Source organism: Psychrobacter sp. 1Y6 (genome assembly GCF_052258385.2).
Taxonomy (GTDB): Bacteria; Pseudomonadota; Gammaproteobacteria; order Pseudomonadales; family Moraxellaceae; genus Psychrobacter.
Window position 1 is genome coordinate 223,585 of sequence record NZ_JBQQEW020000001.1, and the last position, 22,811, is coordinate 246,395.

Annotated in this window: 20 protein-coding genes; 9 read left to right on the plus strand and 11 right to left on the minus strand. The window is 44.0% G+C overall.

Annotated elements, in window-relative coordinates; all coding sequences use genetic code 11:
- Positions 1-23: 23 nt before the first annotated feature.
- Positions 24-1,499 (minus strand): ATP-binding protein, encoded by a 1,476-nt coding sequence (locus tag ACTXGF_RS14580; RefSeq protein WP_443534988.1) that lies wholly within the window; start codon positions 1,497-1,499, stop codon positions 24-26.
- A gap of 426 nt (positions 1,500-1,925) precedes the next feature.
- Between ACTXGF_RS14580 and rpsP the strand changes: the two genes are divergently transcribed.
- The 4 genes from rpsP (at position 1,926) to rplS (ending at position 4,364) form a co-directional block, all read left to right on the plus strand.
- Entirely contained in the window at positions 1,926-2,195 is a 270-nt protein-coding gene (rpsP, locus tag ACTXGF_RS14585) for a 30S ribosomal protein S16 (RefSeq protein WP_021812802.1), read from the plus strand.
- Between the two features lie 165 nt (positions 2,196-2,360).
- Positions 2,361-2,894, plus strand: a complete 534-nt coding sequence (gene rimM / locus ACTXGF_RS14590; RefSeq protein WP_443534987.1) for a ribosome maturation factor RimM — start codon at positions 2,361-2,363, stop codon at positions 2,892-2,894.
- 77 nt (positions 2,895-2,971) lie between these two features.
- Positions 2,972-3,736 carry a tRNA (guanosine(37)-N1)-methyltransferase TrmD gene (trmD, locus tag ACTXGF_RS14595; protein WP_102092093.1) on the plus strand — a complete coding sequence of 255 codons (765 nt, stop codon included), beginning with the start codon at positions 2,972-2,974 and terminating at the stop codon, positions 3,734-3,736.
- A gap of 205 nt (positions 3,737-3,941) precedes the next feature.
- Entirely contained in the window at positions 3,942-4,364 is a 423-nt protein-coding gene (gene rplS, locus ACTXGF_RS14600) for a 50S ribosomal protein L19 (RefSeq protein WP_057761981.1), read from the plus strand.
- Between the two features lie 259 nt (positions 4,365-4,623).
- On the opposite strand, the gene ACTXGF_RS14605 is transcribed toward rplS, so the two are convergent.
- Entirely contained in the window at positions 4,624-5,184 is a 561-nt protein-coding gene (locus ACTXGF_RS14605; protein ID WP_443534986.1) for a DUF4442 domain-containing protein, read from the minus strand.
- A gap of 512 nt (positions 5,185-5,696) precedes the next feature.
- Between ACTXGF_RS14605 and ACTXGF_RS14610 the strand changes: the two genes are divergently transcribed.
- Both ACTXGF_RS14610 and uvrC read left to right on the plus strand, forming a co-directional pair.
- The gene (locus ACTXGF_RS14610; RefSeq protein ID WP_347163565.1) at positions 5,697-7,220 is read left to right on the plus strand and encodes a DUF3360 family protein; all 1,524 of its coding nucleotides are present in this window, start codon (positions 5,697-5,699) and stop codon (positions 7,218-7,220) included.
- Between the two features lie 154 nt (positions 7,221-7,374).
- Complete coding sequence (gene uvrC, locus ACTXGF_RS14615) at positions 7,375-9,219, plus strand: excinuclease ABC subunit UvrC (RefSeq protein ID WP_443534984.1); 1,845 nt, start codon at positions 7,375-7,377, stop codon at positions 9,217-9,219.
- Positions 9,220-9,348: 129 nt separating this feature from the next.
- On the opposite strand, the gene ACTXGF_RS14620 is transcribed toward uvrC, so the two are convergent.
- From ACTXGF_RS14620 to urtA, 8 genes are all read right to left on the minus strand, one after another.
- Positions 9,349-9,924 (minus strand): dihydrofolate reductase, encoded by a 576-nt coding sequence (locus ACTXGF_RS14620; protein ID WP_443534983.1) that lies wholly within the window; start codon positions 9,922-9,924, stop codon positions 9,349-9,351.
- 64 nt (positions 9,925-9,988) lie between these two features.
- Positions 9,989-10,858, minus strand: a complete 870-nt coding sequence (locus tag ACTXGF_RS14625; protein WP_443534981.1) for a thymidylate synthase — start codon at positions 10,856-10,858, stop codon at positions 9,989-9,991.
- Positions 10,859-11,006: 148 nt separating this feature from the next.
- The gene (gene lgt, locus ACTXGF_RS14630; RefSeq protein ID WP_057761969.1) at positions 11,007-11,891 is read right to left on the minus strand and encodes a prolipoprotein diacylglyceryl transferase; all 885 of its coding nucleotides are present in this window, start codon (positions 11,889-11,891) and stop codon (positions 11,007-11,009) included.
- A 304-nt stretch (positions 11,892-12,195) separates the two neighbouring features.
- Complete coding sequence (gene urtE / locus ACTXGF_RS14635) at positions 12,196-12,894, minus strand: urea ABC transporter ATP-binding subunit UrtE (protein ID WP_101204888.1); 699 nt, start codon at positions 12,892-12,894, stop codon at positions 12,196-12,198.
- Between the two features lie 78 nt (positions 12,895-12,972).
- A complete protein-coding gene (gene urtD, locus ACTXGF_RS14640) occupies positions 12,973-13,818 on the minus strand; it encodes an urea ABC transporter ATP-binding protein UrtD (protein WP_443534979.1) in 846 nt (281 codons plus the stop codon).
- Complete coding sequence (urtC, locus tag ACTXGF_RS14645) at positions 13,818-14,888, minus strand: urea ABC transporter permease subunit UrtC (protein ID WP_443534978.1); 1,071 nt, start codon at positions 14,886-14,888, stop codon at positions 13,818-13,820. Before urtC ends, urtD begins: the two co-directional genes overlap by 1 nt.
- 10 nt (positions 14,889-14,898) lie before the next feature.
- Positions 14,899-16,587 (minus strand): urea ABC transporter permease subunit UrtB, encoded by a 1,689-nt coding sequence (gene urtB, locus ACTXGF_RS14650; RefSeq protein WP_443535084.1) that lies wholly within the window; start codon positions 16,585-16,587, stop codon positions 14,899-14,901.
- A 367-nt stretch (positions 16,588-16,954) separates the two neighbouring features.
- Positions 16,955-18,307: an urea ABC transporter substrate-binding protein gene (gene urtA / locus ACTXGF_RS14655; protein ID WP_443534976.1), complete on the minus strand. Its 1,353-nt coding sequence runs from the start codon at positions 18,305-18,307 to the stop codon at positions 16,955-16,957.
- Positions 18,308-18,717: 410 nt separating this feature from the next.
- Between urtA and ACTXGF_RS14660 the strand changes: the two genes are divergently transcribed.
- A complete protein-coding gene (locus ACTXGF_RS14660) occupies positions 18,718-20,370 on the plus strand; it encodes a DUF4139 domain-containing protein (protein WP_443534974.1) in 1,653 nt (550 codons plus the stop codon).
- Positions 20,371-20,478: 108 nt separating this feature from the next.
- A complete protein-coding gene (locus ACTXGF_RS14665) occupies positions 20,479-21,300 on the plus strand; it encodes an NRDE family protein (protein ID WP_443534972.1) in 822 nt (273 codons plus the stop codon).
- 96 nt (positions 21,301-21,396) lie between these two features.
- Here ACTXGF_RS14665 and ACTXGF_RS14670 read toward each other — a convergent pair whose 3' ends face one another.
- Positions 21,397-21,915 (minus strand): RNA pyrophosphohydrolase, encoded by a 519-nt coding sequence (locus tag ACTXGF_RS14670; protein WP_057761956.1) that lies wholly within the window; start codon positions 21,913-21,915, stop codon positions 21,397-21,399.
- Between the two features lie 475 nt (positions 21,916-22,390).
- Between ACTXGF_RS14670 and ACTXGF_RS14675 the strand changes: the two genes are divergently transcribed.
- Positions 22,391-22,804 (plus strand): OsmC family protein, encoded by a 414-nt coding sequence (locus tag ACTXGF_RS14675; protein WP_443534970.1) that lies wholly within the window; start codon positions 22,391-22,393, stop codon positions 22,802-22,804.
- Positions 22,805-22,811: the final 7 nt, after the last annotated feature.

The window sequence follows — 22,811 nt, forward strand, 5'->3', positions numbered from 1 at the left end:
TTATTCAGATTGAAGTCTTATCACTATTTTAAATTTGGCGCTGTACTGTCTACCTCAGATACCTCTTTTACGTCAGCCGCTAACGTAGTATCTCCAGCGACTTTAGAGAGTAGGGGAATACGTACGCATACTTGTAGCCCACCTTCAGGGTGGTTGATGGCTTCAACAGTACCATGATGTAATCGTGCAATACGATCAACAATCGCAAGACCTAGTCCGCTACCTTGAGTAGTCCGTGCCGTCTCTCCACGTTCAAACGGTTGCATAATTCGCTCTAATTGATCGTCAGCGACGCCATCACCGCAGTCTCGTACACAAATCACTAGCTGTTCTTGAGCTTCTTTGTTCACCACATTTTCGCTGACCACATCCGTATCTTCGTCTTCGACAGTTTCTATAAATGTCGGTACAACCGTTGCCGATAAATAAATAGGTGGTTTTCCATAACGATTGGCATTATTGACCAAGTTGATAATCAGACGTTTGATGGATAATGGACGTACGGGAACGACCTTGTCGCATTCTGACTCATATACAAACTTCATTGGCGCAAACTGCACCATAATTTCATTAAATATAGTGTCTAGGTTGGTCAAGCTGACTGGCTCATCAGAACCGTCTTTCATAAATGAGATGAACTGCTCCAAAATAGCATCCATATCCTCAATATCGTAAATCAGCCCTTCACGGAAAAAATCATCTGGTAGCATTTCTGCGGTCAAACGCATACGGGTCAACGGTGTCCGCAGATCGTGTGAAATGCCTGCGAGCATGATGGTCCGCTCTTTTTGCGCTTGGTTTAAGGTCGTAAACAGTCGGTTAAACGCCATATTAACTTGACGTATTTCTGTGGGGCCTTTCTGAGTTGGCAGTGTGGTTGCATGACCAAGACGAATATAGTTAGTAGCTGCACGTTGTAGGTAGCGTAGTGGGCGATTTAACTGACGCGCTAATAGAATAATTGTGAGTAGCGATAGGATAGGCAGTCCGATCAAAAATAGCACCAATAACGTTGGGCTATATTGTGAATAGTAAACTACAGGCTCACGCACCCAAAAACTGTCATCACGGCTATCTTGTACCCATAGCTGCGGCGTTGGCTTAAATTTAAAATAGACCTCTACAGGACGACCAAGCTGCGCACCGATTTCACGCTGTAGTACGTCAGTAAAAAAGCTTACGAATGGCTTATCAGCGACCTCTGGGAAATCACTCGGATTATTTACCACGACGACATGAGAGTGTTGGTAGATCCATTGGCGTACTTCGGGACGACCTTGCCAGTCTTTATTGACACTATTGATCAGCTGCAATTCACTCGTTAAATAGCGCGCATGGTTTTTTAACTCTGGCAGATACAGACTACGCCAAAAGAACAAAATTGATAAGCTCACACTGATAAGCACGATAAAGGCAACCATCAAGGTCGTTAGCCAAGTGTTGGAATAAGAGCGTGGCAGCCAACCTTTACGACGCGGCTTTGGGTTCGGAGAGATCATATGTGTCCAACAGAGTAAAAGAAAAGTTAGTGTGATATAGCGTGTAGCTCTCTAATTGCGATTGCCTTAAAGCTAGTCCGTGCATCAATTTATAGCGGTATATCATAGAATAGCATAATCAATAAATAGTACTGATACAGTATGCAATCGACGAGCGAGCGAGATAGTTATTGGAATAGATATAAAGTTAAGCTTAAGGATAAATATATTTAGCAATCATCTGTTTTTCAGAGAGAGCGATAGTAATCTATAGAATCTAAAAAAAAACTTTAAAAATAAGCCATTATCATCAGTTATATTTTACTTAGGTCGTCATTTAAGCTATTGTTAATAAATAATTAAACATGCACAGTTTATGTTTTCAACAAATAAAGACTGTGATATAATTATGCCCTTTTTGGTATACCTGCGAAAGAGAGAATTCACATGGTTGTTATTCGTTTAGCACGGGGCGGTGCCAAGAAACGCCCATTTTATCAAGTAGTTGTTGCTGATCAACGCCGCGCGCGTGACGGTCGCTATATTGAAAACATCGGCTTTTTTAACCCACTCGCTAAAGAGTCTGAAGAAGCAGTACGCCTAAACATGGAAGCGTACAATGCGTGGATCGCAAAAGGTGCACAACCTTCAGATCGCGTTGCTTCATTAGCAAAAGCTTACAACAAGTCTGCAGCTCAAACTGAAGCAACTGCTTAAGTTTTGGTTGTTACTGAGACGTTCGTAGCAAAACTATGACATGACTCAGTAGACTTTAGAATACATAGCGTAACTGGTCTGACCAGGGTGCGCCATTAACTGTTTATCGCTTTTGACGCAATTGTTTTTGCAATTGCTGTTTTAATCATTGTTAGGTTAGCTGCTATGTCATCTGTTCCAAACGCTAGTGCCCTTATGAAAATTGGTCAGCTTAAGAAGCCTTACGGCATTAAAGGCTGGCTTTGGGTATTCAGTGATACAGATGACCGTACAGCGATATTCGACATGAAGCCATGGTGGATGAAAACTGCCACTGGCATGAAACCTTTGACTGTGAAGGCTTGGCGTGAGCAAGGAACAGGAATTGTGGCTCAATTTGAGCAGATTCCTGATCGTAATGTTGCTGAGACGATGAACGGTGTTACCGTTTGGGTCGAAGAAAACGTCCTACCTGAAACAGCTGAAGACGAATATTATTGGTCGGATTTGGTCAGTCTGCGCGTGATGAACGAGCAGGATGAGTATCTAGGTAATATCACTGAAATGTTTGAAACCGGTGCCCATGACATCATGCGCGTAACGGCAAATTCAGACAGTTTAGACAATGAAGAACGCCTGATTCCATGGCATAAGCAGACTGTGATAGAGGTCAATATGACTGAAAAAACAGTGCTTGTGGCATGGCCGAGTGATTACTGATAGCGTTTCTGGCTTTTTAGTCAGACGTTGTTAGTACTTACACCGATTGTTTTAGCCTTAACGCAAGTAGACATCAGATGTATTTTGCCGTAATTAGTATTTTTCCTGAGATGTTTGCCACGATTCGTGAATTTGGAATCACGGGCCGAGCAGTGACTCAAGAGCAAGTTACGATTGAATGCATTAATCCACGTGATTATACCACCGATAACTATCGCCGTATTGATGAGCGCCCTTATGGGGGTGGTCCTGGGATGGTGATGATGGCTGAGCCATTATCGAAAGCCATTGAGGATGCACGATTGCGTGCCAGTCAGCATGGTTGCCGTGTCGATAGTGAGCACTGTCCGGTGATTTATATGTCGCCGCAAGGACAGACGCTTAGTGAGAGTAGCGTAGTCAATATGACTGATTACGATGGCATGATTTTATTATGCGGTCGTTATGAAGGTATTGACGAGCGTTTACTATCACAATATGTCGATATGGAAGTATCGTTAGGTGATTACGTGTTGACTGGTGGCGAGTTGCCAGCAATGGTGCTGATGGATAGTGTGATACGTCGTCTGCCCGATATCATGGGTGATGACAAGTCAGCGGAGCAAGACTCTTTTGTCGATGGCTTGCTTGACTGTCCACACTATACTAAGCCGCATGAGTTTGCGGGTATGGCAGTTCCTGAGGTATTACTCTCAGGTCACCATGCCAATATCGCCAAGTGGCGTTTTAGTCAGCAAGTCAGTCGTACGCAAACGCGTCGTCCAGACTTATGGCAAGCGTTTACCCCAACGGTAGAGCAAGCAAAGTGGTTGAAAGCATTGGCCAAAGCAGATAAAAAGTAGATTTTTAAAATCTAATTTTATCGTTAGCAAGTTTGATAAACAGTTAAGAAACAGAATTTTGAGCAATAATAAAACGAGTCATAGCATAGTGGCCGTTGGTTATAACCCATTTACGTTGTGTCTCACTATAAAGAGATGCGATTAATTATTACAAACAGGTGATATGCGTCAAGCCTCTATTATCTAATGTGAGGAGATAACTCTCATGAGCAACAAGCATCCATTGGTTCAGGTCATCGAAAACGCTCAATTGCTTGAGCGCCCAAGCTTTGCACCCGGCGATACCGTTGTGGTACAAGTAAAAGTACGTGAAGGTGAGCGTGAGCGTTTACAGGCTTTTGAAGGCGTTGTAATTGCTAAGCGTAACCGCGGTTTAAACTCAGCGTTTACCGTACGTAAAATCTCAAGCGGCGTTGGCGTTGAGCGTGCATTCCAATTGCATTCACCAATCATCGAGAGCATCGAAGTGAAGCGTCGCGGTGCTGTTCGCCGTGCGAAACTATACTACTTACGTGAGCGCTCTGGTAAATCAGCACGTATCCGCGAAAAACTTGGTGCTCGTCCAGTTGCTAAGAAAAAAACTGACGCTGGCGTACCTGATGCAGTTGATACTGCACCTGGTATCTAAGCACAAGTTTGCCGTTTTGAGTTAGTCCTATAATGTTAGGATTGGCTCAAGACAAGGTAATAGTAGATACAAGCCCTTATTCATAGGTTTATTTATAAATAAGCGGGCCATACCAAAAAAGACGAAACCCCAATCTATGCGAAAGCTAGATTGGGGTTTTTGTATGTATAGCATTAATAATTTAAGTTTTATCAGCTCTAATACTATCAGTTATCAGTTATCAGTTATCAGTTATCAGTTATTAGTTATAAGCTAAAGCTTATTGAGCATCAAACGTATCGATGCGGTTGACTTGCTCTTTGGACTTACTGTATTTGCGCAGTCTAATGTATAAAGTCTTGGTAACGGTCGCAATGAGCTTTTGCTGCTCATCCACAATGTCGACTTTATATTCACGAAATACCGCTTCGCCCTTTTTTGCCAGTTCTTGAATAGTAATAATTTCAGAGCTAGGTATTTTCATGCGTGCAGTTACTTTGCTGTTGCCAGGCGCAACAAAATCAATATGTGAGCTTTTGTCCCACACTACGTAATTGCTACCCAGTTGATGCATCAGCATGAGCATATAAAAAGGGTCAACCATCGAATATAAGCTACCACCGAACTGAGTACCGACGATATTTTTGTTCAGAGTGTTTAGTCCCATGCTTACTACGCACAAACCCTGATCGAGACTGATGTGATCGATTTTGATACCTGCGCCAATATATGGTGCATAAGTATTAAGGCGCAGCTTTAATAAATGCGGTGTCAGCAATGGCATGATGCTTTGCTTGGCCCGACGTTTCAAAGTCTCAAGGTTGGTAGGTAATACACTCATAAACTTGTCCTATTGCCTTTTCTCAATTTTTTGATTGTATCAATAATGCGGTTTTACACAGTATTACTGAGAAATAAATCGATAAAAAGTATTTATCATAATTAAAAAGTACTCAGCCTGCTAGCTCTAAAGCGTAACCGAAATGACATATTTATGCTCGCTTATAGGTAACGATCGTTATTTATTATAACTATCTTTGCTATTCATCTATGTGATAAAAAATCATCTAGATGTAAATCATTATCAATAAAACGGTCGCTTATTCTAATTCAAAGTCTATAAAAGAGAGATTTTTTCCTCATGGTTTTCTATTAAGGTCAGTTTTGTCTCAAATAGAAACTTTAGTTTATATATTATAATGAGATACATAGTATCTTTAAATGGTTTTAGGTTCGCATTTCATCAAGTCTTGGCATACAATAGTTCGCAGTTTGTAATAGGCGCTTTGGTCTATGACATTAGAGCAGAGCGTGTGTAGTCAATCAAAGACGTAATCGACACAAGGAAATGTGATGAGTAACCCTCAGACCCCCTCTTCAGGGTCTAATACGCCGACCTCGAACGTAAACCACGACAGTCAAGTACAAGGCAGTTATGTAGATTTGCATAAGCCCAGTTCTAGTTTTGACAGTCGTGATGCTTATTTAAACCATGAATTACAAATCATGCAGCCGAAACGCTGGCGTCCTAATTTACCATTCCGTGATTACCGTTTTGAATACGAAGATACTATTCCAGCAATGGCCGCGACCATCGGTAAAGTTGTTATGGTGGGCGCCATTGCAGCAACCTTTGCAGGTCCACTCGGCTTAGGTGATGCGTTTGTCTTAGAAAACGTGCGCTACGAGCTATTGATTGTCTCCTTCTTTATTATTTTATTTTCGGGCTTTTTATTGCCGACTGCCAACCTTGCTGGTACTCACGGCCCATTAATCCCTCTGATTCCTATTGTGGTAGCAGCTGGTGGGCACCCGATGGCCTTTGGTTTGCTTATCGGTGCTTTTGGTCTGCTCCTTGCGATTAGTAAAGGAGGAAGTCTACTAGCCAACTTAACCAGTAAAGGTGTGTGCGGTGGCCTCTTGATTTACTTGGGCTTTATCGGAACCACCTCGCAGGTCAAAAATCTCTTTGCTTGGGCAGAAGGGATTGGCATGTCGCATATCGCTTTCTTTATTATTCTGGCGACTATCCTGCTGTATGCATTGCTTGAGCATTGGCAAAAACGCTGGCTCGCGGTTCCGCTAAGCTGTGTGTTGGGTGGTGGTCTTGCCTTTGCATTGGGAGCACCTTTTGAGTTCAAAACAGCACCAGGTCTACCAAACATGAATCCAATGTATTGGTGGGGCGAAAATACAGGTTGGATGCTAGGTCTGCCGACGATTGAAAGCTTCATTGTAGTATTGCCGTTTGCTATTTTGGCTGTGGCGATGTGGTCACCAGATTTCTTGGGCCATCAGGTATTCCAAAAAATCAGCTATCCTAAGCGTACTGAAAAAGTGCTTATGGATATTGATGACACGATGACCAGTGCTTCATTTCGTCAGGTAGTTGGCTCTGTATTGGGCGGTGCCAACTTTGCGTCATCGTGGGGAACGTATATTGTTCCTGCAGCGATTGCTAAACGTCCGATTCCTGCCGGTGCTTTATTGACAGCTCTATTCTGTATTATCGCAGGGGTTTGGGGCTATCCGATGGATTTGGCCATTTGGCAGCCAGTGATGTGTGTGGCCTTGATCGTTGGGGTGTTTATTCCATTGCTAGAAGCTGGTATGGAGATGACGCGTGAAGGTAAAACCACGCAGTCTGCTGCTATCGTAGTATTTGCTTCAGCATTGGTTAACCCAGCCTTTGGTTGGTCACTCACGTTGCTGCTTGATAACTTGGGCTTGATTGGCTCTAAAGAACGTAGTGCTAATTTGACTAAGATGAGCCGCTGGATCATACCGGGTATTATGTTTGTGGTACTGACAGGCGTCATGGCTATCGTCGGTATGCTGCCGGGTATCCCAGCATTGATGGCAAACTTTCGTCATTAATAGTATGTTGTTACATACACGATAATAGAACAAACTAAGCCGGCGAAAGCTGGCTTTTTTATGGGTAGCGCTGCGATAATAATTGGCTTGTAAAACAATGACTCCCGCCCCATAACTAGCAGTATTACTAAGATTTTTAAGAGCAATAAATTCTATGGTTAATGTCTCAGAATCGAGTCCTATCGATGATAAAAAAGCCCGTCTTAAGCATCTGATTAAACGCCTGCCTAATTTACCAGGGGTGTATAAGATGTTGGGCAAGAACGGCGATATATTATACGTTGGTAAAGCTAAGTCGCTAAAAAGCCGAGTAAATAGCTATTTTGCCAAAACGATAGATCATCCAAAGACACGTGCGCTAGTGGCGCGGATTCATAATATTGAGACTATTATCACGCGTAGTGAGACCGAAGCGCTGTTGCTTGAACAGAATCTAATTAAAGAGCATCGTCCACCTTATAATGTGCTGCTGCGTGATGATAAATCCTATCTTTATGTGTTTATCTCAGCCGATAAGCCTTATCCACGCTTGGCTTATGGTCGTGGCAAAGGCAATCACCAAAAAGGTCGATTCTTTGGCCCGTTTCCCTCTGCACATGCGGCAAAAGAAACGTTGGTCTTGATGCAGAAGATGTTTCAAATGCGTCAATGTACCAATACCTTTTTTAAGCAGCGTCAGCGTCCTTGTCTGGAGTATCAGATCAAACGTTGCCGTGCGCCTTGTGTCGGTTTGGTATCGCCAGAAGAGTACGCAGAGGATGTGAATAATACCATTCGTTTTTTAAAGGGCGACTCTAGCGATATCCATAGTACGTTGATTGAAAAGATGGAAGCATCAGCTGAAGCACTAGATTTTGAGAAAGCAGTATTTTATCGCGATCAACTGTCTATGTTACGTGAAGTACAAGCAAGGCAAGCAGTCTATACCGTGCAAGGTGAGGCAGATGTGATTGCCATTGCTAGTCAGGCTGGCATGACCTGTGTGAACGTTCTAACGGTACGTGGCGGCCGTGTATTGGGTGGAAAAAATTATTTCCCAGATGTGGATAGTAGTGAGTCGCTAGCAGACAATTTATCGGCTTTTATTACGTCATTTTATTTCCAAGTGACCGATGATTTGCCCGCAGAAATCATATTGAGCCATCAGATACCGGATCAGGTGGCAGTAAGCGAAGCATTGGCAACGCACTTTGGTAATAAAGTAGTCATGAAGACCAATGTACGCGAGCACCGTTCAGAGTGGCTAGACTTAGCAACACTAAATACTAGTAATGCACTAAAAACCAAGCTTGGCGATTATCTAGAGCTGCATGCGCGCTTTGGCGCACTAAAAGACGTATTGGCGACTGTCACCGATCGGACGATTGATCGTATTGAATGTTTTGATATCTCACATACGATGGGTGAGGCGACCATTGGGAGCTGCGTGGTATTTGATCAAGGTGGCTCGCGCCGTCGCGATTACCGTCAGTATGCTATCCATGATATCCAAGGCGGCGATGATTATGCCGCGATGAAACAAGTGCTGTCCCGACGTTATAAAAAGCAGCCATTGCCAGACTTGCTATTGGTTGATGGTGGTAAAGGTCAGCTTGGCATTGCCAAAGAAGTATTAACTGAATTAGGTATTCTTGGCGACACCTTGCTCGTTAGTGTGGCAAAAGGGGAAGGGCGCAAGGCTGGGCTTGAGGTATTGCACTTTATCGATCACGAACCGTTAGATCTACCGATGGATAGCAAAGCATTGCATTTGCTGATGCATATTCGTGATGAGGCGCATCGTTTTGCGATTACTGCTCACCGTAAAAAACGCGATAAGCGTCGCTCATCATCAGTGCTAGAGGTGATACCGGGACTGGGTGAAAAACGTCGTCGTGACTTGCTCAATCACTTTGGTGGTATGCAGCAGCTGCTTGGTGCTTCACAGCAAGAGTTGGCAGGCGTACAAGGTATCGGACCAGTACTCGCAAAAACGGTTTATAAAGTATTGCACGAGTAACGGATTAGATATTATCAAGCAGCAGTTTTTATTGATTGTATAGAAATAAGACTTTGTGAAGAGTAAACGAAAAAGGGGCAGTCTTGGATAAGTAAAATTATCCAAGACTGCCCCTTTTTTAATAGGCTTTTACTGCTTATCAGTTGTTACTTTATAAGTGGTAAATTTAAAGTTTAAATCGCTTTTTTCATCGTGCATTTGCTCAGATTGGTCTGCTACTTTAAATCGTTCTGGCAACTCAGGGTAAAAGGCATCGCCGTCTGCAATATCAGTATCTACATGAGTCAGCTCAATACGGTCGGTATACATCAGAGCGTCACTAAATACGCGCTCACCGCCAATCACCCAAATCGTATCGAGATGCGCGCCATGAGCAAGGCTAGCTGCTTGTGTCAGTGCGTCATCTAAGTTGTGTACCACATAAGCATTGCTGCTATCTGCAAGACCTTTTGTCTCAGCATAGTCCATCTGTGTCGTGACAATGAAGCTCACACGCTTTGGTAATGGTTTGCTACCCATTGACTCGAATGTCTTACGACCCATGATCACGATACCTTGAATCTTGCTATCGTTTTCTTTGGTCGTCATGCTTTTGAAATGTTGCAAATCTGCTGAGATATGCCACGGTAGCTCATTGTTTTTGCCGATACATCGATTGCTACTAATAGCAGCGATTTGGGCAACTTCGGTATGGGCATAGCTCATAATATATCCTTTTTATTATATTCTTAAATTTTGCTCTTATTTAGCGTAGTTAACCAGACTAACTTTATACAGCAACTTTGGCTTTAATAGCAGGGTGCGACTCATAGTCATTGACACTAATGTCTTCGTATTCAAACGCAAATATGTCTTTTACTTCAGGGTTCAAAGACAACGTCGGCAAATTATATAGCGAGCGAGTCAACTGTAGCTCGGCCTGTTCACGATGGTTTTGATAAATATGACAATCACCACCTGTCCAAACAAATTCTCCAACTTCTAGACCACACACCTGCGCGATCATATGAGTCAATAGCGCATAGCTCGCAATGTTAAAAGGCACGCCTAGGAATAAGTCAGCAGAACGTTGATACAGCTGGCACGACAGTTTGTTGTCTGCGACAAAGAACTGAAATAACGTATGACATGGTGGTAGGGCTACTTGCTCTGCCTCACCTGGATTCCAGCCTGAGACAATCAAACGGCGCGAATTCGGATTGTTCTTTATCTGTTCAACGACTTGTGCGATTTGATCGACGCCATCAGCGTTATAACTGGCATCTTCATTTTTGGTCGCGCCATAGTTACGCCATTGATGACCATAGATAGGACCCAAATCGCCAGCAGATCTGTTAAAGCGCGCGGTCTGTTCTGCTGTTGCCCACTCATTCCAAATACGAACGTTATTCTGTTGTAGATAGTCAACATGAGTACTGCCACTTAAAAACCATAATAGCTCATAAGCGATAGATTTAAAGTGAACCTTTTTGGTTGTTAGCAGTGGAAAGCCTTCTGCTAAGTCAAAGCGTAGCTGCGCGCCAAAATGGCTAAGCGTACCAGTACCAGTACGATCGCCTTTTTCGGTGCCATTGTCGAGAACGTGGCGTAGCAAATCTAAATAGCCTTGCTCGTTATTACTTTGGGTGCCATTGATCATAAAATGCTCTTTAGTTACTGCCGACAGTGCATACAGGCTAGATGGGTAGTCGATATATACACTGTCATTATTGAAAGTATTGCTAGGGTAGGTGTTTTGACAGCTTACCCTATTTTAAGTCCTCAACCTTTATCACAAAAAGGTAGGCTTAATAAGCAGCTTGCTTACCCCAGTCGTAGATGCCACGTTTGTAAGCGTAACCGATCAAGAACAGACCGATAATTATCATTGGGGCGCTTAGTATCTGTCCTTTGGTCATCCAACCCAACAAGATGAATCCTTGGTCGATGTCTGGCTGGCGGAAAAACTCAATGATAAAGCGGCTAAAGCCATAACCAAGCATAAAGACACCGGTCACTGCCATCCGAGGACGGGGCTTCGATGAGTACCACCACAAGAATAGAAACAACAGGAGACCTTCTGCAAGGGCTTCATACAGTTGCGACGGGTGACGAGGCAACAGGTACTGACCATTGACTTCAGTCATAAGGTCTTGCAGCGCAGGATTGGCTTGTAGCTGCTGCATATCAACACTAGCGGCCTGCGGAAAGTAGGTCAACCAGTTATAGCCACCGTCAGAAACGCGGCCCCATAGCTCGGCATTGATATAGTTACCAATACGTCCGAACAATAAACCAGTTGGTACACAGGGAACGACAAAATCGAGCACTTGGAAAGGTGTCTTTTTATATTTGCGGGCAAAATACAGCATACCCAACATGACACCAATCAGGCCGCCATGGAATGACATACCGCCTTCCCAGACTTTGAAGAGGTAGGCAGGGTTTTGGAGTAGCTCACCGAACTGATAAAACAATACATAGCCAACACGGCCACCTAATATCACACCAAGTGCGCCAAAAAACACTAGGTCTGAGACCATATCGGTCGTCCAGCCTTCACGCTTGGTACTGCGATACCACGCCAGTCCGTAGGCGGCGGCAAATGCCAACAAATACATCAGCCCATACCAATGGACTTCGACAGGTCCAACTGCTAATGCTACAGGATCGTACTGAGGATGAATCATCATAAGGGTGTCATAATATTGATAATAAAATGCTGACTATAATAGCAAATTTCGTTCGCTGGGCATACATAATTGCTCTGGTGCTAATCAGAGTGTATGAGTAATTTGAGTTTTTGAGATGGTACAGAATGTATAGGCTAAGAGTCAAAAAAGATAAGACGTGAGGTGAAAAAATGACTTTGATTAAGGAGTGTTTTCGTGATGATATGTAATCTTGGTAGCTAGCAGCTTGAGATAAAAGTGCCATTTTTAGCGTTATCAAGCGTTCGCTACCAAGTTGTATTATTACATCTATTATTAAAAGGAATTAGATGGCGACCAGATCTTGTACGTTATTTTCGACCATTGTGTCGCCTGCACCTTGTGAGACTACTTTACCACGTGATAGTACCGTGTAATTGTCAGCAAGCTCTTCGGCGAATTCATAGAACTGCTCAACCAGTACAATGGCCATGTCACCTTTGTCAGCCAAGTCACGTAGGACTCGGCCAATGTCTTTAATGATAGAGGGCTGAATACCTTCAGTTGGTTCGTCTAAAATTAACACAGTCGGCTCGGAGGCTAGGGCACGGGCGATAGCAAGCTGCTGCTGCTGACCACCAGACAGATCACCACCGCGGCGATGTTTCATCTCATCTAGTACGGGAAAAATATCGTATAAATGCTTAGGTACATGTTTGGCCTTACTGCGTGAAAACTTTGCCATACCAATTAATATGTTCTCTTCTACCGTCAGTGTCGAAAAAATATCGCGTCCTTGTGGTACATAAGCCAAACCTGCTCGGACACGTTGCTCTGGAGACATTTTACTAATGTCTTTATCATTAAGCAAAATCTCTCCTGATTTAATCGGTAGTATTCCCATCAGGCATTTAAGTAGTGTGGTTTTGCCCACGCCGTTACGTCCAAGTACCACGCTGCACGCGCCTACAGGCGCTGTAAACGAGACGTCTCGTAAAATATGACTGCCGCCGTAATATTGATTGATATCGTTCACTTGTAACATGGCTGTCTCCTAAACTCTAAAACTTTTCTAATATTTTAAAGGGAATATTCGTTTGGCTCGTCTAGATGATTCGTTCGGCTATCGACCTAAGTAGGACTCAATCACTGCTTCATTGGCTTGCACTTCCGCTAGCGTACCTTCGGCTAAAATTGCCCCTTGTGCTAATACTGTGACTTTTTCACTAATGGCATCGATAAAGGTCATGTCATGTTCGACTACTACTAATGTATGGTTCTTTTTAAGCCGTAGACACAGCTCAGCGGTATGTTCAGTTTCTGCATCAGTCATACCGGCCACTGGCTCATCAAGCAGAATAAGCTTTGGGCTTTGCATTAACAGCATGCCAATCTCTAACCATTGTTTTTGCCCATGTGAGAGCAAACCAGCTGGCTTGTTGATTTTGTCGGTCAGGCGAATTTGTTGTAGGGTCGCGTCGAGGGTATCGCGAGTATCGGCATTGAGTTTATTGAATAAGCTTTTGACCACACGTTTGTCTTTTGGTGCAGCAAGTAACAGATTATCCATTACCGTAAAATTTTCAAAGACAGTAGGTTTTTGAAACTTACGGCCGATACCCGCTTCAGCGATTTGTTCGGTAGATAAGCTGGCAAGGTTATGAGTCTGACCAAAAAACACGCTGCCTTCCGTAGGGCGGGTTTTACCCGTAATGACATCCATTAGCGTGGTTTTACCAGCGCCGTTGGGGCCGATGATACAGCGTAGCTCGCCTTCTTCGATATAGAGCGATAGATTGTTAAGTGCGCGAAACGAATCGAACCAGACGCTCACATCTTCTAAATATAATGCAATACCATGGCTAAAATCGACGCCTGATGGCTTTGGGTGACTGCGGCCAGTACCGCCATGATTACGTCCATACTCGTTAATAATTTGCTCAGTCGTTGACGGTTTATCATTTAGCATTATTGCTTCTCCTTTTTGAATCGATCGAACAAGCCCATAATGCCATTGGGTAAAAACAACGTCACGACGACGAACAGTCCACCTAATATCAATAGCCAAAACTCAGGGTAGGCGACCGTAAAGTAGGTTTTTACAGCGTTCACTACACCAGTACCTAGAATCGCACCAATTAAGCTTCCTCTACCACCAGTCGCTACCCAGACGGCTATCTCAATCGAGTTCACAGGATTCATTTCACTCGGATTGATAATGCCTACTTGCGGTACGTATAGCGCACCTGCGATACCAGCGATGACAGCGGATAAGACCCAAGCGGATAGCTTGTACCACAGCGTACGGTAGCCCAAATACTGCAAGCGGTTTTCGCTGTCACGAATGGCACCAAGCACTCGCCCATAAGGTTGGTTCATTAAATGACGCAAACCCATATAAGAGACTAACAATGCTACGGCCGTGACAAAGCACAGCATAGAGCGCGTAGAGGCAGCGGTAATGTCGTAGCCGAGTAGGGTGGTAAAACCAGTAAAGCCATTGTTGCCACCGAAGCCTGTCTCATTACGGAAGAATAGCAAGGCTGCTGCATAGACCATGGCTTGAGTGATGATAGAAAAATAAACGCCTTTGATTTTGGAGCGAAAAGCAAAAAAACCAAAGATGAAAGCGACTAAGCCGGGTACCAGTACAACGAGGGCCATGGCCCACCAAAAATGCTGCGTGCCCGCCCAGTACCATGGCATTTCGGTCCAGCTCAAGAAACGCATAAAATCAGGAAGCGCATCGCCTGCTGTCTCACGTGTTAGGTACATGCCAAACGCATAACCACCCAAAGCAAAGTACAGGCCATGTCCCAAGCTCAAAATACCGGCATAGCCCCAGACGAGATCTAGTGCCAAAGCCACCATCGCTAGTGCCATGATTTTGCCAATTAGGGTAATCCAGTAGGCTGAAAGGTGAAAGGGCGACGTCTCTGGCATAAGATGTAGCCAAGGCAGTATCAGTAGTACGACAAAACATAAGCCAATTAAAATAGCACTACGCGGCGTATCAGACAGTAATTTGGTCAGTATCATAGAAGTCTCCTTATTCGACAAAGCGGCCTTTGAGTGCAAATAAACCTTGTGGCCGTTTCTGAATAAACAGAATCACAAGAACCAACAACACAATCTTTGCCAATACCGCACCGATACCAATCTCAAGTACTGTACCACTCACACCTAGTCCTAAGGCTGCTAGTACTGCACCCCATACTTGACCGACACCGCCCACCACGACGACTAAAAACGTATCAATGATATAGGTTTGACCCAAGTCAGGACCCACATTGCCTACTTGAGCAAGCGCGCAGCCTGCCATGCCTGCAAGTCCAGAGCCCAAACCAAAGGCCATCATATCGATACGTGCAGAAGGAATACCAACTGCTTTTGCCATTTGGCGGTTTTGGGTGACTGCGCGTATAAATAACCCAAATCGGGTTTTATTAAGTAAGTACACCAGTAGCGCCACGATGATGACCGTAAATACGATAATGGCGATGCGATTGTAAGGAAGTACCAAGCTTGATGACACTTGATATGCACCGCTGAGCCATGCCACGTTGCTAACTTCAACGTTCTGCGCACCAAAAATCATCCGCACCAGTTGCATCAATATTAAGCTCACCCCAAATGTCGCCAATAACGTCTCTAGTTCACGACCATATAATGGACGAATGACAATGCGCTCGATTATCATACCGATGACAGCGCTGACTAAAAAAGCAGCTGGAATAGCAGCAAGCAAATACCAACCTGCCATATCTGGCATATAAGCTTGAAAGAAATTTTGAACCATATAAGTGGTATAAGCCCCGATCATAATTAGCTCACCGTGCGCCATGTTAATCACGCCAAGCAAGCCAAAGGTAATGGCGAGACCAAGCGCCGCTAGCAGTAAAATACTGGCGGTACTCATACCGGTGAAGATATGACCCGTCCATGTACTGATTTCGATACGCCGTGACACGCTAGATTCAGCATCGATAAGTGCAGCTTTGAGCGAGGCATCTAAGCCATCAGCCGCCAGGGCAGATTCAATATCGACCAAAACTTGTGGGTTATCACTATCTGCAAGTAGATTGACCGCTGCAATCTGAGTGGGCAGGTCACCGTTTTTGAAATCAATACGAGCTTGTAGTGCAGTTAGTGCCTTTTTGACTTTAGTATTGTCTTCATTTGCCGCTGCTGTCGTAATAATGGCTGGGTCTACTTGGTTAATATTGTCAGCCAAAATCTCTACAGCTTGTAGGCGCTGTGCTGGCTTGTCAGATGCTAGTTTCACCTTGGCTTGACCAAAGATGAGCGCTGAGCGAAGGGCATTAGTCAGGGTGATTTGTGATAAATCACTTGGCCAATCGTCAGTCTCTTTTTTATCAGGATAAGTAAACAGCTGATCTTCTTTATTCAATAAATACGTTTGCCCACCGTTGCCTTGATATAGCTCATCATTGGCAATAAATTCAACCAAACTATCTAAACTCTCAACGGATCCTGGCCAATCACTTAGCATGGCTTGGCGTTTACTAAAATCACCCGCCACGAATTGTTGAATGGCATCACCTGAGCCTGTAGTTGCTGTCGAAATATTTGAGGTGCTGGCTTGAGTAGAAGTGGCTACGTTGACAGGCGTGAGCAACGATTGCTCACTATGAGCGATATCCGTATCGTGGTCATGTACCTGACCATCATGATCCGCATATGCTGTGGTGGTGAAGGTTGTTATGCATAATGCCATCAATGCAAGTAATCGCAGAGGCGCATAAATTGAAAAACGAGCCGCATACTGCATGACTTCACTGGCTGATGCTTGTGGGTTATTACCATTTTTGGACGATGTTGGCCCTACAAACGGGCGTAAAGTATGGTGCTGCATGTGCGGCTCCCTGTTTTTCACAGACAACAAACCCTTAGCCACTACTACTTAACGGATTAAGCGATAGAAGAGTTGATAAGGTTTGACGTTATTTAAAAGTTGAGAATAAGTGTTAAAAATAAATGTGGAGAGTAGGCGGTGGGTCGCTTATTTATATCGTTTATCCATCCGCCTACTGTTCAATTACTATCCATGTTTTTTTTCAGTACTGTCTTATTTAGGGAGTAGCCTATTTAGGAATGTACTCGCTCCATGGCTGGGCTTGGATAACTTCTGGCGTTTTGAAAATCGTATCAAACTGTCCGTCGGCACGAATTTGACCAATCATGACAGGCTTCCATAGATGATGGTTTTCTTCATCCATTTTTAGCGTGTAGCCAGAAGGTGCATCGAACGTTTGTCCCGCCATGCTGATACGCACTTTGTCTACATCAGTCGTACCTGCTTTTTCGACAGCTTGCTTCCACATGTTGATACCGACATAAGTAGCTTCCATTGGATCATTGGTCACGACTTTTTCAGCGTTTGGTAGTTTTTGGTCCAATGCATACTGCTTATAGCGTTTGGTGAAGGCACTATTGGTCGGGTTTTTGATCGACATAAAGTAGTTCCATGCCGCTAAATGCCCTTGTAGCAGACTGGTATCGATACCGCGTAGCTCTTCTTCACCGACTGAGAATGCCATGACTGGAATGTCTGACGCTTTGATACCTTGGTTGGCAAGCTCACGATAGAACGGAACGTTTGAGTCGCCATTAATGGTCGAGATAACCGCGGTCTTTTTGCCCGTTGAGAATTTTTTGACGTTAGATACAATGGTTTGATAATTGCTGAAACCAAATGGTGTGTACTCTTCCATGATGTCTGCATCAGCCACGCCTTTTGATTTCAAAAATGCCTTTAAAATCTGGTTGGTGGTGCGTGGATAGACGTAATCAGTACCTAACAATACAAAGCGCTCTGCACCGCCGCCTTCTTCACTCATCAAGTACTCTACCGCCGGAATGGCTTGCTGATTTGGCGCCGCACCCGTGTAAAAGATGTTTTCTGACTGCTCTTGTCCTTCGTACTGTACTGGATAGAACATCAACCCGTTCAACTCTTCAACCACAGGTAATACCGATTTGCGTGATACTGATGTCCAACCGCCAAAGATAACATCTACTTTGTCTTGAGTGAGTAGCTGACGTGCTTTTTCAGCGAATAATGGCCAATCAGAAGCAGGGTCGACGACGACTGGTTCTAGTTGCTTACCAAGCACGCCACCATTGGCATTGATTTCATCAATCGTCATCAACGCGGTATCTTTTAGAGAGGTTTCAGAGATGGCCATGGTGCCAGACAGCGAATGTAGTATGCCGACTTTGATAGTGTCGCCATCAGCAGCAGGCTCGGTCGTTGTTTCTGTGCTGGTTTCAGTTGTGGTCTCTGTTGATGCAGCAGTTTCGGCAGGTTTTTGACAACCAATAAGAGTTAAGCTGCCAACGACGGCCACTGCTAGTAACGAAAAACGTGATTTTATTTTTCCGTGTGATTGAGGGTCTACTACTTGAGTATTGGCTAAAATTGGTAACGAAAACATGGACATCTCCTAATACATACAAAAGGTAAAATAATGTTCCTGAACACCTATTAAGAGTTCAAGTTCCGTGCCAAGTTAAAAAAGCCAATAATCGAGTAATAATTGAGCAATAATTAAGTTCTGATTAATATATTCATTAATTTAGTGCAGGATGGTTAATAAATTGCACCATAAAGGGGAGATGAACAAAAAATGGTGCAATATTAAAACCAAATTTTTAAAACTGAATAGCTGCCACATGAGTAGATTTATCGTTAAAAGTGCTTCTTAATAAAAATGCTGCTTGCTAAAAGCATTTATTGCCAAAGATGTGTAAAACGGCTACGGTAATATCTCTAAGATAGTTACTATTTTGCGCGTTGAGCCAATGCGTGGCTGCCATGATGGACTTTACTGCTAAGGAATGATGTATGAACGCACAATTAATAGAGTCATCTGTCTCAACAGGGCATGGCAACGTATTGCCGCCGCTTAACCAAATGACTAGATTTGCTATCTTGCCATTTGTACTTGGTAGTAGTGGCATCTTGGGATTGTCTTCGGCACAAGCAGCAACCAGTAGCGTCGAGCGAGTGACCATTTATCAGGGGCTAGCGAGCGTGACGCGCGCATTACCAATAACAGGTAGCGGTGAGCAAACCGTTGTATTTTCGTGCCTGTCACCTTATATGGATAAAGAAAGCCTAAGCGTACAAGCGACAGGTAGTGTCAACGTTGGAGAAGTCAGTATCGAAGAGCTGACAGGTGAGCAGGCAGCCCAGTGCCAATATCAAGGTGACGTCAAAGTACAGACGCAGCAAAATACTCTAGCCAATATCAATGCTGAATTAGAAGCAGCACGGTTAGCAAAGGCTTACTTGCAGAATTTGACCAAAGCCACGCAAGTCAATACGGATAGTACGATTGCCAATAATGCCCGCGATATAGAAACTCAAGCGACCAGTATTAACCAAAGGATTTTAGAGATTCAACTGCGACAAGCGCGTGCCCAAGACGCACTGAATCAACTGATGGCAGGCAGCGCGACATCGACCTTTAACAAGGTGACACAGGTAAGTGTACGTACGGCAAGTCGCTCGCCAAGTAGCATTAAGTTGCATTATCAAGTGCAAGGTGCAGGTTGGGAGCCTGCGTATCAAGCTCGCCTAAACACAAATAGTGAGCAGTTAAGTATCACAGCTTCTGCGATTATCGCTCAGCAAACTGGCGAGAACTGGACAAACGTACCACTGACACTCAGCACCGTGAACCCCAATCAAAGTACGACAGGGCAACTGCCGTATGTGCAGCGTCTGTCATTGTATGAGGAGAGCGAAGATGCTCGAGTAAGACGTGAGCTACCTATGATGGATGCGTCCCCTGTTATGATGGAAGAGCCTGCTTATAACAAAGGAGCAGGGGCAGCTATGGCACCGCTACCTAATTTTACGGTCAGTAGCCAAAACAAGAATGGCATCATCGAGTATCGTTTACCGCAGTTGGTCAGTATTCCGAGTGATGGGAGACGGGTACGCACAGTGATTGGCGAGCAGACAGGTAATAGTAAGCTCTGGATTCGCAGTACGCCAAGTGTTGAGACTGCTGCCTACTGGTATGCGTCAGCGCCGTTTTTGACGCCGGACTGGGTCGATGGTTCACTACAGTTGTACCGTGATGACAACTATGTAGGTCAGTCGCGTTATAATTATCAAGTGCTAAAAGAGCAGGGGATTGGATTTGGTCGTGACTCAAATATGCTCGTAAAAGAGCTGACTAATGAAGATAAGCAAGGTGAGAAAGGCGTGCTAAACCGTACGCAAACACTGACGACTACCAAGGCCTATCAGTTTACCAATCAGCACAATCGTAGCGTACGCTTACAAGTACTGGGCAGTGAACCTATCAGTCGTGACGATAGTTTAAAGGTTGCGGTGACGCATACGCCGCCTGTGACTGAGCGAGATTGGAATAATAATCAAGGTATGGTGGCGTGGGAATTTAACTTACCAAGTAAACAATCACAAGTAATACGTTCAACCTCCCAAATTAGTTATCCTGCCAATAAATTGCTAACTGGCAATTAATAAGTACTATCTATAAAGGCTACCTTATTAATAGGTAAAGTCTGAAATAATATCTTTGCCTCTATTAAGAATTACCCGCATAACGAAAATTATTATAAAAGGAAAGCTATGTGTATTGTCGCTATTGCTTGGCAATTATTTGATGAGTTACCGCTGGTACTACTGTCTAACCGTGATGAGTTTTTGCAGCGCCCAACTGAGCCGCTCCACCAGTGGTCTGACCAACCTATTTATGCTGGACGCGATAAACAAAGCGGTGGTACGTGGTTAGGCATTCATCAGCAAGTGTCACCAGCGCAGAGTGCAGAGTATCATCAACAAAATGGTCGTTGGGCTGCAGTATTGAATTTTCGTGATGGTGTGCAGGCAAGCAGTGATGAGTGCTCACGTGGTGCGCTGGTCACTGAGTTCTTAACAGGGACTCTAAGTCCGATGGATTTTGCACGGCAGATTGATTTGCAGGATTATGCGGGCTTTAATCTGATCATTGGTGACGCTGCGCAAGCTGTGATCGTCAATAATCGTGGCCATGCACCCACGCCATTATATTCAGGTCTACATGTTATCTCTAATGGTCAACCAGAGGACAGTTGGTTTAAGACAGAGCGGTTGCGCGGGCGACTACGTCAAGAAGTGCTGCCATTGATTGCGGAGGATAGTTCGCCTGCGTACTGGCAAGCGGCGGCTTTTAATGTCTTGTCAGATAGTATCAAAGCACCAGAAGACAAACTGCCTATTACTGGCGTGGCATTTGAAGTGGAGCAGATGTTATCGTCTGTTTATATTGAACCCGTCGCTTTTGGCGACACTGAAACTAGCAAACCTACTTATGGTACCCGCACTCAAAGCATCTTAACGTTGCGCAAAGAGAGAGATACGGGAGCAAACTACACGGCTGACATTGTTAGCCGAGAGTTTGATAGTCACTAACAATGACTGTTAGTAGATAATAAAAAACACCCACGGTAATTGCTAACATTCTAGCTACTATCGTGGGTGTTTTGCATTGTACTATTAAGTGATTCATTACATAAGCAGATGATTATTTTGCTCAGGAATGATCAGCTCTTGCTTTAGGGGGAGTTCGCGTACCAATTCTTGTAAGGCACGACGATAAACGCCTCGTTTAAAGTGAATCACTTGTCCGAGTGGATACCAGTAGCTGACCCATTGCCAATGGTCAAATTCAGGTTTCCCTTCATCAAAGCGGATATGTTGAGTATTTGGCTCATCTAAGCGTAGCAAAAACCATTTTTGTTTTTGCCCAATACATAAGGGATGCTGACCATGACGTACATAACGTTTTGGCAAACGATAGCGCAACCAGTCTTGCGTGACTGCCAATAAGTCTACGTGACGCGGATGTAAGCCGACCTCTTCCCAGAGCTCGCGATACATTGCATCCATCGGCGTCTCCCCGCGGTCGATACCACCCTGCGGAAATTGCCAAGCGTTGTGACCAATACGTTTTGCCCACAGAACCTGCCCTTGTGTATTTGCCAAGATGATGCCGACGTTGGCGCGAAAGCCGTCTGCATCTATCATGACTAAACCTTTTAATTTGTTTAAAAATAGCTTGTTTTGACTTGAAACCGTGATAGCAATCGTAATTATTATAAGGTGATTGTTATCGATATCCGCTCAAAACAAGATTCATTACCGTTATTAAACCAAGAAACAAGCAAAATGTGTAACAGTATTTTGCTATAAAATGTTTCACGAGTTTTACCTTTTAAAATCAACTATTTATAAGCAAACTTTTGTAGGTTTTTATATGGCATTTTTAGGCAAGTGTTGAAGAGTAGTAATAGGCGTATGGACATACGATTATTTAATAAACTATCGAACTCCACTATTTCGATATGTATAAAGTGATAAAAGCACAGATTTCACTGGTGAGTTAACAGCAAAACAATGAGCCTATAAAATCTTGCTTTGGCTTATGCTACACTAGCTGGGCAATATATCATTCACACAATAATAATAGGCAATACGCCATTTAAAATAAGGAACATCTGCAATGTCAGAATCAAAAGCAAGCGTCATATGGCAAGAGAACAAAGCCTTTATGGGCGTATCACCATCAAGACATAATGTACAAATCGATGCTGATAAAGAAAAAGGCTCAAGCCCAATGGAGCTGATTTTGCTAGGACTTGGCGGCTGCGCTAGTTATGATGTCGTAGAGATTTTACAGAAATCACGCCAAGCAGTGACGGATGTACGTTGTGAGCTAACCGCCCAGCGCGCTGAAACTGTACCAGCGGTCTATACTGATATTCATATGCATTTCGTTGTCACTGGTCAAGATGTTAAAGAAAAACAAGTCGAAAAAGCTATCCAGTTATCAGCAGAAAAATACTGTTCTGCCAGCCGTATGTTAGTAGCAGGTGGGGTCAATATCACCCATGATTTCGAAGTGGTTGCAGGCTAGGGACTTA